The organism is Pedobacter sp. P26, from assembly GCF_050632135.1.
In the GTDB taxonomy this organism is placed as follows: domain Bacteria; phylum Bacteroidota; class Bacteroidia; order Sphingobacteriales; family Sphingobacteriaceae; genus Pedobacter.
Genome location: NZ_CP192574.1, coordinates 1,023,916 through 1,038,980, shown reverse-complemented (window position 1 = coordinate 1,038,980; position 15,065 = coordinate 1,023,916). Strand labels below are relative to the sequence as shown.

The 15,065-nt window shown below is 38.4% G+C and carries 13 protein-coding genes and 1 pseudogene; 3 read left to right on the top strand and 11 right to left on the bottom strand.

The genetic code is table 11. From position 1 onward, the window contains the following. Positions 1-88: 88 nt before the first annotated feature. On the bottom strand, positions 89-1,999 hold the full coding sequence (dnaK, locus tag ACQ86H_RS04985; protein WP_138818409.1) for a molecular chaperone DnaK: 1,911 nt from the start codon (positions 1,997-1,999) through the stop codon (positions 89-91). Between the two features lie 481 nt (positions 2,000-2,480). Between dnaK and ACQ86H_RS04980 the strand changes: the two genes are divergently transcribed. Next, positions 2,481-2,840 carry a DUF1304 domain-containing protein gene (locus ACQ86H_RS04980; protein ID WP_431294035.1) on the top strand — a complete coding sequence of 120 codons (360 nt, stop codon included), beginning with the start codon at positions 2,481-2,483 and terminating at the stop codon, positions 2,838-2,840. Between the two features lie 254 nt (positions 2,841-3,094). Here ACQ86H_RS04980 and ACQ86H_RS04975 read toward each other — a convergent pair whose 3' ends face one another. Then, positions 3,095-4,282, bottom strand: coding sequence for a class I SAM-dependent methyltransferase (locus tag ACQ86H_RS04975; RefSeq protein WP_431294034.1), 1,188 nt, complete (start codon positions 4,280-4,282; stop codon positions 3,095-3,097). A 280-nt stretch (positions 4,283-4,562) separates the two neighbouring features. Between ACQ86H_RS04975 and ACQ86H_RS04970 the strand changes: the two genes are divergently transcribed. After that, entirely contained in the window at positions 4,563-6,299 is a 1,737-nt protein-coding gene (locus ACQ86H_RS04970) for a GMC family oxidoreductase (protein ID WP_138818412.1), read from the top strand. A gap of 11 nt (positions 6,300-6,310) precedes the next feature. Next, positions 6,311-6,943 (top strand): gluconate 2-dehydrogenase subunit 3 family protein, encoded by a 633-nt coding sequence (locus ACQ86H_RS04965; RefSeq protein WP_138818413.1) that lies wholly within the window; start codon positions 6,311-6,313, stop codon positions 6,941-6,943. Between the two features lie 271 nt (positions 6,944-7,214). Here ACQ86H_RS04965 and ACQ86H_RS04960 read toward each other — a convergent pair whose 3' ends face one another. The 9 genes and pseudogenes from ACQ86H_RS04960 to map all read right to left on the bottom strand — a co-directional run bounded on the left by ACQ86H_RS04960 (position 7,215) and on the right by map (position 15,057). Beyond that, positions 7,215-10,184 carry a glycoside hydrolase domain-containing protein gene (locus ACQ86H_RS04960; RefSeq protein WP_431294033.1) on the bottom strand — a complete coding sequence of 990 codons (2,970 nt, stop codon included), beginning with the start codon at positions 10,182-10,184 and terminating at the stop codon, positions 7,215-7,217. 329 nt (positions 10,185-10,513) lie between these two features. Further along, positions 10,514-11,038: a 50S ribosomal protein L17 gene (gene rplQ / locus ACQ86H_RS04955; protein ID WP_138818415.1), complete on the bottom strand. Its 525-nt coding sequence runs from the start codon at positions 11,036-11,038 to the stop codon at positions 10,514-10,516. A 94-nt stretch (positions 11,039-11,132) separates the two neighbouring features. Beyond that, positions 11,133-12,125, bottom strand: coding sequence for a DNA-directed RNA polymerase subunit alpha (locus ACQ86H_RS04950; protein WP_025145205.1), 993 nt, complete (start codon positions 12,123-12,125; stop codon positions 11,133-11,135). 84 nt (positions 12,126-12,209) lie between these two features. After that, a pseudogene (gene rpsD / locus ACQ86H_RS04945) lies at positions 12,210-12,817 on the bottom strand (30S ribosomal protein S4). A 59-nt stretch (positions 12,818-12,876) separates the two neighbouring features. Next, positions 12,877-13,266: a 30S ribosomal protein S11 gene (gene rpsK, locus ACQ86H_RS04940; RefSeq protein WP_010599885.1), complete on the bottom strand. Its 390-nt coding sequence runs from the start codon at positions 13,264-13,266 to the stop codon at positions 12,877-12,879. 152 nt (positions 13,267-13,418) lie between these two features. Then, the gene (rpsM, locus tag ACQ86H_RS04935) at positions 13,419-13,796 is read right to left on the bottom strand and encodes a 30S ribosomal protein S13 (protein WP_010599886.1); all 378 of its coding nucleotides are present in this window, start codon (positions 13,794-13,796) and stop codon (positions 13,419-13,421) included. A gap of 68 nt (positions 13,797-13,864) precedes the next feature. Then, positions 13,865-13,981 carry a 50S ribosomal protein L36 gene (gene rpmJ / locus ACQ86H_RS04930; protein ID WP_010599887.1) on the bottom strand — a complete coding sequence of 39 codons (117 nt, stop codon included), beginning with the start codon at positions 13,979-13,981 and terminating at the stop codon, positions 13,865-13,867. Between the two features lies 1 nt (position 13,982). Further along, complete coding sequence (gene infA / locus ACQ86H_RS04925; RefSeq protein WP_010599888.1) at positions 13,983-14,201, bottom strand: translation initiation factor IF-1; 219 nt, start codon at positions 14,199-14,201, stop codon at positions 13,983-13,985. Between the two features lie 67 nt (positions 14,202-14,268). Continuing rightward, entirely contained in the window at positions 14,269-15,057 is a 789-nt protein-coding gene (map, locus tag ACQ86H_RS04920) for a type I methionyl aminopeptidase (RefSeq protein ID WP_431294032.1), read from the bottom strand. Between the last annotated feature and the right edge of the window lie 8 nt (positions 15,058-15,065).

The following is a 15,065-nucleotide window of genomic DNA, read 5'->3' as shown; positions in this document are numbered from 1 at the left end:
TAAAAAAAGCGCTCCTGAACTTAATCAGAAACGCTTTCTATATTCAAATCTTCGGACTTTACTGACCTCAGACTTTCCGACTATAAGACTATTTCTTATCGTCTTCTTTTACTTCTTCAAAATCAACATCAGTAACGTTATCTCCACCACCCTGAGGCTGACCATCAGCTTGTGGTTGTTCACCACCTTGAGGCTGACCGCCGTCTTTGTACATTTCCTCAGATGCTGCGTTCCATGCATTTTGCAATTCAGCTTGTGCTGCATCGATATCTGCAAAGTTACGTGATGAGTGAGCTGCTTTTAATTTCTCTAAACCAGCTTCAATTGGTGCTTTTTTATCAGCAGATAATTTATCACCAAACTCTTTTAATTGCTTCTCAGTTGAAAAAATTAAAGCATCAGCTCCGTTGATTTTATCAGCTTCTTCTTTTTGCTTAGCATCATCTGCTGCATTAGCTTCGGCTTCTTCTTTCATTTTTTTGATCTCAGCATCAGTTAAACCTGAAGATGCTTCGATACGGATTTTTTGCTCTTTACCAGTAGCTTTGTCCTTAGCACTTACGTGTAAAATACCGTTAGCATCAATATCGAATGATACTTCAACCTGAGGCACACCACGAGGTGCTGGTGGAATACCATCCAGAATAAAGCGGCCAATTGTACGGTTCTGGCCAGCCATTGGGCGCTCACCTTGTAAAATATGGATTTCTACTGAAGGCTGGTTATCAGCTGCAGTTGAGAAAGTTTCAGATTTTTTAGTTGGGATAGTCGTGTTAGACTCGATTAATTTAGTCATTACACCACCCATAGTTTCGATACCTAATGATAGAGGCGTAACGTCTAATAACAGTACATCTTTCACATCACCAGTTAACACACCACCTTGAATAGCAGCACCAATCGCCACAACCTCATCAGGGTTAACACCTTTACTTGGCTCTTTACCGAAGAAAGCTTTAACCGCTTCCTGAATAGCAGGGATACGGGTTGAACCACCTACCAGGATAATTTCGTCGATATCGCTTGTGCTTAAACCAGCATTTTTCAAAGCAGATTTACAAGGATCAATAGTACGTTTGATTAAGCTATCAGCCAATTGCTCAAATTTAGCACGAGATAATGTACGCACCAGGTGTTTAGGGCCGCTGGCATCAGCAGTAATGTATGGTAAGTTAATTTCAGTAGAAGTTGTGCTTGATAACTCAATTTTAGCTTTCTCAGCAGCTTCTTTTAAACGTTGTAACGCCATTGGATCTTTCGAAAGGTCCATGCTGTTTTCTGATTTAAACTCATCAGTTAACCAATCAATAATGATGTGGTCAAAGTCATCACCACCTAAGTGTGTATCACCATCTGTAGATTTTACTTCGAAAACGCCATCACCCAATTCTAAAACAGAAACGTCGTGCGTACCACCACCACAGTCAAACACAACAATTTTCATGTCTTTGTGTGCTTTATCTAAACCATAAGCTAAAGCAGCTGCAGTTGGCTCGTTAATGATACGTTTTACCGTTAAACCAGCAATTTCACCAGCTTCTTTGGTAGCCTGACGTTGTGCATCGTTAAAGTAAGCCGGTACAGTAATAACCGCTTCAGTAACTTCCTGACCCAGGAAATCTTCAGCAGTTTTTTTCATTTTCTGCAAAATCATTGCAGAAATCTCTTGTGGAGTATATTTTCTGTCGTCGATTTCAACACGTGGTGTGTTGTTATCACCTTTTACTACTTTATAAGGTACACGGCCAGCTTCTTTCGCACTTTCGTCGTAGCTGCTACCCATAAAGCGCTTAATCGAATATATCGTTTTTGTTGGGTTGGTTATAGCCTGACGTTTAGCAGGCTCGCCAACTTTACGCTCACCGTTTTCTGCAAAAGCAACAATAGACGGTGTAGTACGTTTACCCTCACTGTTTGCGATAACTACAGGCTCATTGCCCTCCATTACGCTCACGCAAGAGTTTGTTGTTCCTAAGTCTATTCCAATAATTTTTCCCATTGTATTTTTAATTTCTCTTTTTAAAGTATTATAATTTCTACTGCTATTAAACAATGCTTGTGCCAATTGGTTTTTGGCAGAAAAATATGGGTAAAAGACTGTTAAAATGTAAAAAAGAAGCTATAGTTTACTGACAGCATGACAGAAAATGATGAAAGATACAGGATGGAAGATGGAAGTAAGGGAGGGTAAGACTAAAGACCAAAGGTGAAAGCAGAAAGACTAAAGCTTAAAGAGAAGTTCTTTAAGGTGATTTGAAAATGAGCGTTCTAATCTCGTCGGGAGCACCTGCCCCGCTAACCGCTTTACTTCGTTTCACTCGTGCTCGCTATTATCGGGTTTATTGAACAGCGTTTTTTGCGCTCCGGTTATAAAAACACAAGCAGAAATATTAAGTAGTCATCTAAATGCCTCAAAGTTTTATATCTTTAAATTACAATCAATCGTTTCAATCACTTAAATCTGTATAATCCATTATAAAATGCAAATAGCAGCACAAATCGTAATCGGCTTAGTCGCCTTGATCCACATCTACATCCTTTGGTTGGAAATGTTCGCCTGGACCACCAGAGCGCCAAAAGTTTTTAAAACCATCCCGAAAGATTTATTTGTGCCAACAAAAACCTTGGCTGCCAATCAGGGCTTGTACAATGGCTTTTTAGCCGCAGGTTTAATCTGGTCGTTATGTATCAGCGATCCTCATTGGCGCCTATATGTAGCCATATTCTTTTTAACCTGCGTAATCATTGCAGGTATTTATGGCGCTGCAACAGCCAGTAAAAAAATCCTTTATGTGCAATCTATCCCGGCATTAATCGCATTGATTTTATTACATCTGTAAGTTCCATTCTATTGGTTGGTGTCACACCGACCAAAATAGTGAATTATTCGATATGTCATTAATTGTATATGCAAAAGCTACACGCTCTCCTCATCTTATTTACGCTCTTTGGGTTTAAACCTGCTCCGAATAAAATAAGTTCAGATAGAATTAGCGAAGCCTTAGTCTTCTGCCAGAAAAACAACATGAACACTTCCGTCGCCATCACAGCTTTGCGTTTCTTTGCGAAAAACTTAGCGTTCTTTGCGGTTAAATTATAACTCCAGCAACCGTTCCAAATGATGATAACCAATTCCGAAATACGCCTTGCTGGCTTTAATTTTCATCAAAACTTCTGCTTTCCGCTCTGCGCTTAGCGCTTTGCCCTTCAGCCCCACTACAAGCACATTTTTTGGTGTGTGTGCATCAGAGATGAATTCGAAAACCTTTGTTTTATAACCGAAATACTCTAAAATCAAAGCCCTGATCCCATCTGTAACCATTTCGGCCTGACGTTCTAAAAAGATCCCATATTTGGTTAAAAAAGAAACATCATTTTTCACTTTGCTTTTCTCTATTTCCCTGCGGATCTGTTTATGACAACATGGTGCAACCACAATCAGTTCGGCATCCGCTTTAATCCCTTTATAAATGGCATCATCGGTTGCTGTATCGCAGGCATGTAATGCAATTAAAAGGTTTACATCCTCAGCCTGATAATCTTCAATAGTTCCCTGTACAAAATTCAATCTATCGAAAGCAGATTTAACAGCAACCTGATTACACAAGTCAACCATATCCTGACGGTACTCTACTCCTGTCACCTCGCTTTCCAGCTTTAAAACCGAATGCAGGTAATCGTACATTGCAAAAGTTAGATAACCTTTACCCGAGCCCATATCAGCCACTTTTTTAATCGTCCCTTCTGGCAGTTCTTTTATTAAAGAACTTAAAATTTCAATGTAATGGTTAATCTGCCTGAATTTATCCTGCGCATTTTTAAAAACCCTACCATCTGTGTCGGTAATCTTTAATTCCGTTAAGTATGATTTCGAATCAGGTTTGATCAACCTGGTTTTTTCTTGGTCATGATAGACTGATGGCGCTACTACACTTGAGGCTTTACCTTTCCTCAATACAATTTTTCCATTGTTCAGTTCTTCCAATATCAGGTCATTTTCTGTGGTAAACAGCGTAGCTATTTTAAATCCATTCTCCAGATAACCCCCAATTAAATCGATTGCTTCATTTATAGCATAGTTTTTTACCACGTCGCGTGTTTTATAACGATAGGTAAAAGCCAGTTTATCTTCGCGTTTGATCACCACCTTACGGATCAGCAATTGCTTTAAGGCTTCCTCTGCTCCTTTGTAGTTCCCCAAAGAAATTTTCGCAAAAGTTTCAGCATTTAAACTTTCTCTTAAAGCTGTAATAAATTGGTTGATATATTCTGTCACTGACATTAATTTAAAATACAAAGATAATCAAGTTTATCTGGAGCGGCATATACTTATAATAATGTAACAATAGAGCGACCATAAAAAATGATGGAAGAGGTAAAATGTAATATGTACAGCCATTTTCAACCAGAAAAATCGTTGGTATTGATTTAAATGAATGACATAATACGATTTAGAAATACAAAAGGGCACCATTATCTATATTGATTCCAAAGTAGCGCAACGCTTTTTTTTCAGAAAATTAAATTCTAGATTAGGATATTTAAATAGCTAATCACAATACATGAGTGACTTTCAGATAAAAAAATCGCCTACTGTTTATGATGCCATTGTTGTTGGCTCAGGAGCTGGAGGCGGGATGGCAGCCTATGTCCTGGCGCATGCTGGTCAAAAGGTTTTATTGCTTGAGGCTGGTCAAAATTTCGATCCACGATTAGATTCACATCAATTAAAATGGCCATGGGAGTCGCCACGCCGTGGGGCAGGCACTGTTCGTCCATTTGGTGATTTTGATGCTTCTTACGGAGGATGGGAATTAGAAGGCGAGCCTTATACCCAGAAAAACAAAAGCGAATTCGAATGGTTCCGTTCTCGCATGCTTGGTGGCCGTACCAATCACTGGGGAAGGATTTCTTTGCGGATGGGGCCTGACGATTTTAAACCTAAAGATGGTTTAACCGATGCATGGCCGATAACCTATGCTGACGTAAAACCATTTTACGATAAAGTTGACCGCATGATCGGTATTTACGGAACAGCTGAAGGTTTAGAAAATGAACCTGATGGCATCTTTATGAAACCACCTAAACCAAGGTTAAATGAGCTTTTCATTAAAAAAGGAGCAGAAAAAGCTGGGGTAAAGGTAATTACCGGTCGCGGCTCCGTATTAACCGAAGCTTTACCGAATAACAATGATCGCGCACCTTGTTTTTACTGTGGCCAATGTGGCAGAAGTTGTAAAGTTTATGGCGATTTTTCGTCCTCATCATGTCTGGTAAACCCGGCAGTAAAAACAGGGAACCTGACTGTGATTACCGATGCGATGGTACGCGAAGTGATTACGGATAAGGATGGTACGGCTAAAGGTGTTTCTTATGTGAACCGTAAAGATTTGCAAGAATACCAGGTAAACGGCAAACTGGTTATTTTAGGTGCCAGTGCCTGCGAATCTGCACGTATATTATTAAATTCAAAATCAACTTCACATCCAAATGGCCTGGCTAACAGCAGTGGCGTGGTTGGTAAGTACCTGCACGATTCTACCGGGGCAAGTGTTTCGGGATTCCTGCCACAATTGATGGATAGGAAACGTTATAATGAAGATGGTGTAGGCAGTGTGCACATTTATTCTCCGTGGTGGTTAGACAACAGGAAATTGAATTTCCCACGCGGTTACCATATCGAATATTGGGGCGGAATGGGTATGCCTGCTTACGGTTTTGGTGGTGGTGTGGCTCAAATGAACGGAATGGTGCCTGGCAGAGATGGTAAAATGAAAGAAGCGGGAGGTTATGGAAAATCATTAAAAGATGATTACCGCCGGTTTTATGGAACCGGTGTTGGCATGGCTGGCCGTGGTACTGCAATTGCCAGAGAAACTAACTATTGCGAAATCGACCCGAACACAGTAGATAAATATGGTATCCCTGTTTTAAGATTTAACTATAAATGGGACAAAGATGAAATTCTACAGGCTAAACACATGCAGGAAACCTTTCTTTCGATTATGAAAGAGATGGGGGCAGTAGTGACTTCCGAAATTCAAGGCGCAGATACCAATTATGGCTTACTCAACCCTGGAAAAATCATCCACGAAGTAGGTACCATCCGCATGGGTGATGATCCTAAAAAATCAGCGCTAAATAAATACTGCCAGGCACATGACTGTAAAAATCTATTTGTAGTAGATGCAGGACCGTTTGTGCAACAGGGTGACAAAAATGCCACCTGGACGATTTTAGCCCTTTCGATGCGTACTGCAGAATATATTTTAGCTCAAAAGAAAAAACAGAACATTTAAGAATTACCATAATGAACAGACGTGATTCACTAAAAGCACTAGGCTTAACAGCCATAAGCACAACCGTGTTGCTTGATGCCTGTAAGCAGCCCGAAACAAAAACCGAAGTTGCCGCACCAGAAGAAAGTGCAAAAGAAGCAGGGAGGGAGCAATGGGAACTAGACCGTGATAAAAACCTGAAATCAGAAACTTTTTTCACTAAACATGAAATGGCCACCATTACGGTTTTGGCCGATATCATTATTCCTAAGGACGAGGTTTCGGGCAGTGCATCCGATGCCAAAGTGCCAGAGTTTATCGAATTTATAGTAAAAGATATTCCTGAACATAAAGTACCTATGCGTGGCGGCCTGAAATGGCTGGACGTATACAGCTTTAATAAATTTCAAAAACCTTTTGTTGAAGCTTCGGCAGATCAGCAGATCTCGATCGTTGATGAAATTGCATACCCTAAAAAAGCCAGGCCAGAAATGCAGGCAGGCGTAACCTTTTTCAATAGAATGAGAAATTTAACGGCATCGGGTTTTTACACTACAGAAATGGGCGTAAAAGACATTGGTTATGTGGGTAATGCACCAAACCAATGGGCCGGTGTTCCTGCCGATGTACTGAAACAGTATGGTATGGAAAATGTGAAGATATAACAACGTTATTAAACGTAAAAGGTCAAGTTAAAAAACTTGACCTTTTTTATTGATTCGTGTGGTTCGTGGGGGAAACAAAACCACGGCGCATGGAAAATGTGAAGATATAATTTCTAAAAAAATCTTCATCTCGACTGGAGCACAGCGGAATGGAGAGATCTACCTAGACAGATTTTTTGACTGCATTGCACTCCGCTCGAAATGACGGTAAAAATATTATCTTTAACAGAAATTACGTGGCTCGTGAAGACACAAACCTTGACAAATAAAATTACTCCACTATCAAAATCAAACCTTTTCCTTTTTCAACAGGAACCGATTCACCTTCAGGGTAACTTCCTGCAGTTTGAAATTTATCAATTGCAGGAGCAGTAATTTTTATTTTAGATGCATCTAAACCAAGCTTAGCCCAATCAATAGCTAAATTAACCTTAGTATCTCCTTCTGCCCAGCTAGCCAAAGCAATCATCGTTTTACCTTTTTGTTTGTAAACCGTTGCCAATACTTTTGGGTTATCAGTTTTAACCGGACAGTTTTCGCTCCAGTAACCAATCATTTCAGATCCTTTAATACCGAAGTTATCCCAGGCTTTCCACAGCGGTTTTGGATCGCTTTTCTCCGACCAGCCCAAACGGCTTGTCATGCCATAAATCATGCCGCGCCAAGGGTTTCCATCATCCTGCAACATCTCACCCATTAAACCGAACGGAATGCCGCTTACTTCTGTTAAAAAGAAATCGGGATTGTTTTTCTGGTAATCGAAATATTCGCCAAACCATAAACGGTTCAGGTAAGGGAAATGCTCCAGGTATAAAATGGCGCTATTGTTAAAACCATCACTTTTATTGTATTGATTTGCTGAATGCAGATCGATAATGCCCGGATGGTTATGCTGTGTCAGCACACGTTTAATCCGCTTCATGGTTACGCGATCGAAGGCCACATCGTCTAAATAAACCCCATCAATGCCAACATTATTTACCAGCCAGTTCATGCCCTCTACATAATAATTATGCCAACGGTTCATTCCACTGTTAATTACAGCAGCATCTTTAATTTCAGGCACAAACCAGGCTGCAATATAGTTCGAATCTAAATGTTCCTGTAACCAGCTAAAACCACCGCCATTACCTGGAGAATATACTTCGGCACCTAAACTCCGTAAAGCAGGCCACTCGTATGCATGATTAGATAATTCTCGAACAGTGTTATAAATTTTCACTTTTAATCCTTTTGAATGTGCATTATCAATATAACCTTTCATCTTTTTCCACTCAATAAATGGATAGTTGATCCAGGGATTAATCGGTGTAGCATGGTGAATGTTCACTACGGTTGCACCTGTCGATTTAATAGAATCTAAATCGCCATATTTATGATAAAAACGGTTGTCCCATTGAAAATCGGTGTTAAGTAAATGGAACGGTGTGATCAGTAAATTAAAATTGTAGTACAATACATCACCTTTTTTCATGCTTCTTGGCCCTGTAAAGTTATCGGCCAGCATCGAACTGCCTTTTACATTGATCTGGATCCCTCCTTTATCCCCATTTCCCCACGATTTAGGCAACAATAAAGGCTTCTGAAGGTAGAAATTGGTGTTTAATGGCCTGATATAATTCTCATCTCTCAAGTTGTAATACAGGCCCGCATTCACGTTTCCGACCCATACTGCATCCTGGTTTTTATTGGCTACATCCCATTTCCATTTTACGGTATCTGGTCTAACACCACCTTTCTCTCCTAAACCCATCAAGTATTTAGTAGAACCCTTATCAAAAGGGATATGAAAATCAACATTGCTAAATTCAACATCTTTTAAGGCAGTAACCTTAACAACGTAATGCACATAACCATCAAACTCCAAAGCACCTTCTAAATCCATTTTCAAGTTTTCAGAGATGTTAGTCGCCGACCATTTTACTGTCCCAGCTTCTTTACTGGTAATCTGGAAATTACCTGGTGCAAATTTCTCCTGCGTTTTTGGTGTATTAAAAAAATGAAAGTGAATCGGCTCGGCCAGGATATTATTTGGTTTTTCTTTATAAGCGGTCATTTCAGCATTAAAGAAAGTCTGGATCTGCTTAGGAAAACCATCTGCATTGATTTCGAATTTTCTACCTAAAAGAGAAATTACATTACCTTCAACTGTTAAGGGCGTATAAGGAGCCACTACGGTATTAGCTTGCGCCATAGTAGAATTTAACCAGCTTAAACGGGTCTGTTTGTTTGGCATTCCTACCCCGGCATCAGCCAAAACTTCGTTACCAATAGTAATTCTGGCACCAATTACTTTAGCTTTTCCATTGGCTTTAACCGTGAATTTACCTGCATAAATACCAGGAGCTGTATTTTTAGGAATGTTAATTGTTATCCACATCGGTTGAATTTTACCGGAGGCCATATTTACCGTTTTAACCAATGGCTTGTTATCATAACTTATTCCATTCGTATTTAAACAGTTGATGTATTTCGAAGAGATTACTTTTCCGGTGGCAGTTTTTAGATCACCAAAGCTTACTGTCAGGTTATTTAGATCTTTCAAAGCAAATACGCCTAATTGTAGCGCATAATTTTCGCCTCTGCTTGCTAAACCTGTAAAAGTATTTGCAGCACCCTTTTGTATCCAACGATAAGGTAAATCATTCTGCATTTTAATTGGAAACATTCTGTCTTCGGGAAAAACGACAAAAGCTTCCGAAGCATGTTTGGCCTTTAATGCAGCTGTTTCTTTGCCTGTAGCAATTACTTCCATGGGATAAAAGGAGTTAAAAGCATCGATAGACTGGATCTCCTTCACAGCAGTGTTTACTTTAACTTTTTTCGCCCTATTTAACCAACTCTCATCAATTTGTTTAGGTTTAATATAAACGCCCTTTGGATAATTACTCCTCCCCTCATTTTTATAAGCGAGGTAATACACATAATATTTCCCAGCGCCAGAAGTTTCGAAATAAATATCCGCACTTTCTCTGGTTAGCTTATCCGTAACTACAAGCGAAACAGTTTTTCCATTGGCATCCTGAATGATGATCCCTTTTAATTCAGGATGTTCATCCCTCCTGCGCCAATCAATTTTTGCATGTGCGATTTTACCTGTGCCAGCAAATTGAACAACAGCCCTGTGATTACCCAAAGAATCAGGATTCCAGGCATTGTTACTATTGGTATATTTAAGTATTTGCGCATTAAGGGATAGTTGTCCGAATAAACAGAACAGTAGAACAAGCCTAAATTTCATGATCAATTTGTTTTAGGCTAATTTATGTATAGCAGAATGAAATAAGGCTATGTAATGAAAAATGAGACAAACGTTTGATTGGTTTGGTTCATTGGTTCAATAGTTATTGGTTTTAAGGTATTGTCATTCTGAGCGCAGCGAAGAATCACTTTGCTAATACCACAGAAACCTGGTATGTCTACAGATTTCAACTAATCCAGGTTTTTTTATCACCTTATTCAGGTCATCATTTCATGGCTTAAAGATTCTTCACTGCGTTCAGAATGACAGAAAACAAAAAAAGTCCTGCTCTTTCGAACAGGACTTTCGTATGCTTAAGGCGAATAAAATTATTCTCCTTTTGGTTCTTCAGTAGCAGGAGCTTCTTCAGCAGGAGCAACTTCTTCGGCAACTTCAGCTTTCGCTTCAGCAGCTTTAGGTGCAGCAGTAGCTTTACTTCTACCACGACGAGTTGTTTTCTTCTCTTCTTTAACTTCTACATCTTTACCGTAAACTGTATTGTAGTCTACCAATTCAATTAAAGCCATCTCAGCATTATCACCCTGACGATTGTTTAATTTAATGATACGAGTATAACCACCTGGACGGTTAGCAACTTTTTCAGCCACTTCGCGGAACAAAATAGTGATTACTTCTTTATCCTGTAGGTAAGAGAAAACTGTACGACGTGAGTGAGTAGTGTCATTTTTCGCTTTAGTGATTAATGGCTCAACATAAGTACGTAAAGCTTTAGCTTTAGCTAAAGTTGTAGTAATTCTTTTTGCTTTAATAAGTGATGTAGCCATGTTAGCTAACATCGCTTTTCTGTGGCTGTCGGTTCTACCTAAGTGGTTTACTTTTTTACCGTGTCTCATTGTTTTTTGATTAAGTGTATACCGTCTCTGTCTCAGAGGGAATTATACACTGTGAACTAATAGTTTATTTCGCTTAGCGCGGAGCGCCATGCGCTTATTCTTCGTCTAACTTAAATTTAGACAGGTTCATACCAAATGATAAACCTTTTGATTTTACTAATTCCTGGATCTCTGTTAAAGATTTCTTACCGAAGTTTCTGAATTTTAACATATCAGCAACATCGTAAGAAACTAAATCAGCTAAAGTACGGATGTCAGCAGCTTTTAAGCAGTTTAATGCTCTAACTGAAAGATCCATATCTACCAATTCAGTTTTAAGGATTTTACGCATGTGTAAAATTTCCTCGTCAACTTCTTTAGTTTCTTCTTTAGCCTGAGATTCTAATACCAAATTCTCATCAGAGAATAACATAAAATGTTGGATAAGGATCTTAGCCGCTTCTTTTAATGCTTCTTCCGGATGAATTGAACCGTCAGTAGAGATATCTAAAACCAATTTTTCATAATCCGTTTTTTGCTCAACACGAAAGTTTTCGATCGTGTATTTTACATTTTTCATTGGAGTATAAATCGAATCGATTGCGATTACACCTACAACAGCATCAGCAACTTTATTTTCTTCAGCAGGTACATAACCACGTCCTTTATTGATGGTTAATTCCACTTCCAAAGTAACAGATTTATCCATATTGCAAATTACATGCTCAGGGTTTAAAACTGTAAAGTTGTTAGAGAATTTAGTGATATCACCAGCTTTAAACTGATCTTGACCATTAACGATGATGAAAACTTTTTCAGAATCACCTGAATCACCTGTTTTCTTAAAACGAACTTGTTTTAAGTTTAAGATAATATCAGTTAAATCTTCTACAACACCTTTCATGGTAGAAAATTCGTGAGATACGCCTGAAAAACGAATAGTAGTAATAGCATAACCTTCTAACGAAGAAAGTAAAATTCTTCTTAAGGCATTACCAATTGTTACACCGAAACCGGGCTCTAAAGGACGAAATTCAAATGTGCCATCGAAATCGGTTGATTTCTGCATGATCACTTTGTCTGGTTTCTGAAATGCTAAAATTGCCATTTATATTTTTTTAAATTCGTTATTGAATATATAGTAATATGAAAAAGTTAATTACCCTTTTGAGGTAATTAACCAGATCATTTATTACTTTGAGTACAACTCGATGATTAAGTTTTCCTTGATATTTTCAGGAATCTCATCACGTTGAGGGTAGGTTAAGAATTTACCGGTTAATTCACTGGCATTCCACTCTAACCAAGCAAACTTATTAATAGTTCTACCTGCAACTGAGTTACTAATTGATTCTAAAGATTTAGATTTTTCACGAACAGCAACCACATCACCAGCTTTTAACTGATATGAAGGGATATTTACAACTTCACCATTCACGGTAACGTGTTTATGGCTAACTAACTGGCGTGCACCAGAACGGGTTGTTGAAATACCTAAACGGTAAACTGTGTTATCTAAACGTGCCTCTAATAACTGAAGTAAGTTATCACCGGTAATACCAGCACGTGAAGATGCTTTTTAAATAAGTTACTGAATTGTTTTTCTAATACACCATAAGTGTATTTTACTTTTTGTTTCTCCATTAACTGGATAGCATATTCAGATTGTTTTCCTCTTCTTTTTGATGAGCCATGTTGCCCAGGAGGATAATTTTTTCTGTCTAACACTTTATCAGGACCGAAGATTGGTTCTCTGAATTTACGTGCAATTTTTGATTTTGGGCCTGTATATCTTGCCATTTTTTCTGTTTTAAAGTATCATCCAACCTGAAGCTGGAGATTCTTAGCTTTAAAATTAATTAAACTCTTCTCTTTTTAGGAGGACGACATCCGTTGTGAGGAAGTGGAGTAATATCTTTAATAGATGTTACCTCGATACCTGCTACTTGCAAAGTTCTGATTGCAGATTCACGACCTGAACCCGGACCTTTTACAAATACTTCAACTTTACGTAAACCTAAATCAAACGCAACTTTACCACAATCAGAAGCTGCCTGACCAGCTGCATAAGGGGTGTTCTTTTTAGAACCTTTAAAGCCCATTTTACCAGCAGAAGACCATGAAATAGTTTGTCCGTTGTTGTTTGTTAAGGTAACGATGATGTTGTTGAAGGTAGCATTGATATGCGCCTGACCAACAGGCTCAATTACAACGATACGTTTTTTTGTTACTTTTTTACTCTTAGCCATTTTATCTTTTAGATTTTAGATATGAGACTTGAGATATGAGACTTTCTCTACCCCGATACTCAGTATCCTACTTTTTCTCTTTTATTCCAGATTTGAGCAGATTTTAAAGACATGGTGCTCATATCTAAAATCTCACTTCTCCTATCTATCTATTACTTAGTAGCTTTTTTCTTGTTAGCAACTGTTTTTCTCTTACCCTTACGAGTACGTGAGTTGTTTTTAGTACGCTGACCACGAGAAGGTAAACCTTTTCTGTGACGTAAACCACGGTAACAACCAATATCCATTAAACGTTTGATGTTTAACTGAACCTCTGAGCGTAAAGCACCTTCTACTTTAATCTCATCGTTAATCATTGTACGGATTGCTGATAACTCATCATCAGACCAGTCTTGTACTTTTTTGTTTAAATCGATACCTGCCGTAGTTAAAATACGTTGAGCAGTTGTTCTACCAATTCCGTAGATATAGGTTAAACCGATCTCTCCTCTTTTGTTTCTTGGTAAATCAATACCTGAAATCCTTGCCATATTTATTTATGTTTTAAGTAATTCCGAACGGCGGGCCACCGTTGTGCGGTTGATTACAATATTCTTAATTACCCTTGACGTTGCTTGTATTTAGGATTTTTCTTGTTGATTACGTAAAGTTTTCCTTTACGGCGAATAATCTTGCAATCAGCGCTACGCTTTTTAATTGATGATCTAACTTTCATTTTATTTGTATCTATAAGTAATGCGTCCTTTTGTTAAATCATAAGGAGACATTTCCAATTTAACTTTATCTCCAGGAAGGATTTTGATGTAGTGCATCCTCATCTTTCCTGAAATATGCGCAATAATCTCATGCCCATTCTCGAGTTCTACCCGGAACATTGCATTGGATAATGCTTCTCTTATTACTCCGTCTTGTTCAATTGAGGCTTGTTTAGCCATATTTTATTGATTGTTACTTAATTAGCTGCTTCTAAACAGGGTTGCAAAATTAAATAAAAAATTTTAATTATTTATTTTTTTGTTGTAAAACTTCTTCTATTATAGAAAACGTTGATAAAATATCTGCTTTGCCCTTTTTTATGGCTACTGTGTGTTCAAAATGTGCCGATGGCTTATTGTCTTTACTGGTTACCGTCCACCCATCGTTATGGAATTTAACACCGGCTATGCCTGCATTGATCATGGGTTCTATCGCAATTACCATCCCTTCTTCAAGTTTTGGTCCTGCACCACGTTTCCCATAATTCGGAACTTCTGGCTTCTCATGAAGTTTTACACCAACACCATGTCCTACAAGTTCTCTTACTACGCCAAATCCATTAGCTTCTGCATACTGCTGAACAGCGAAACCGATATCACCGATACGCATACCAACAACAGCTTTTTCTATACCCAATTCCAAGCAACGTTTAGTAACCTCAACCAATTTCTGTTTTTCTGCATCAATTTCCCCTATGGAGAAAGTGTAAGCAGAATCGCCAAAATAATTGTTTTTAATTACCCCACAATCAACCGAAATTAAGTCCCCATCCTTGATTAAGTATTCACTCGGAAAACCATGAACAACTAGCTCATTTGGCGAAATACATAAAGAATTAGGGAAACCATTATAGTTTAAAAATGCCGGAATCGCTCCGTGGTCACTTATAAACTCATAGGCTAATTTATCTAACTGGATAGTAGTCATGCCTGCTTTTATCACCTTGGCCACTTCGGCTAAAGTTTTAGAAACAAGCATGGAACTTTCTCTTATTAACTCGATCTCCTCAAGAGATTTGTAATAAATTTTAGACATCCGTTACA

Coding starts and splice junctions, on each gene's coding strand:
- dnaK (WP_138818409.1), bottom strand. CDS start 1,999: ATGGGAAAAATTATTGGAATAGACTTAGGAACAACAAACTCTTGCGTG.
- ACQ86H_RS04980 (WP_431294035.1), top strand. CDS start 2,481: ATGCAAATAGCAGCACAAATCGTAATCGGCTTAGTCGCCTTGATCCAC.
- ACQ86H_RS04975 (WP_431294034.1), bottom strand. CDS start 4,282: ATGTCAGTGACAGAATATATCAACCAATTTATTACAGCTTTAAGAGAA.
- ACQ86H_RS04970 (WP_138818412.1), top strand. CDS start 4,563: ATGAGTGACTTTCAGATAAAAAAATCGCCTACTGTTTATGATGCCATT.
- ACQ86H_RS04965 (WP_138818413.1), top strand. CDS start 6,311: ATGAACAGACGTGATTCACTAAAAGCACTAGGCTTAACAGCCATAAGC.
- ACQ86H_RS04960 (WP_431294033.1), bottom strand. CDS start 10,184: ATGAAATTTAGGCTTGTTCTACTGTTCTGTTTATTCGGACAACTATCC.
- rplQ (WP_138818415.1), bottom strand. CDS start 11,038: ATGAGACACGGTAAAAAAGTAAACCACTTAGGTAGAACCGACAGCCAC.
- ACQ86H_RS04950 (WP_025145205.1), bottom strand. CDS start 12,125: ATGGCAATTTTAGCATTTCAGAAACCAGACAAAGTGATCATGCAGAAA.
- rpsK (WP_010599885.1), bottom strand. CDS start 13,266: ATGGCTAAGAGTAAAAAAGTAACAAAAAAACGTATCGTTGTAATTGAG.
- rpsM (WP_010599886.1), bottom strand. CDS start 13,796: ATGGCAAGGATTTCAGGTATTGATTTACCAAGAAACAAAAGAGGAGAG.
- rpmJ (WP_010599887.1), bottom strand. CDS start 13,981: ATGAAAGTTAGATCATCAATTAAAAAGCGTAGCGCTGATTGCAAGATT.
- infA (WP_010599888.1), bottom strand. CDS start 14,201: ATGGCTAAACAAGCCTCAATTGAACAAGACGGAGTAATAAGAGAAGCA.
- map (WP_431294032.1), bottom strand. CDS start 15,057: ATGTCTAAAATTTATTACAAATCTCTTGAGGAGATCGAGTTAATAAGA.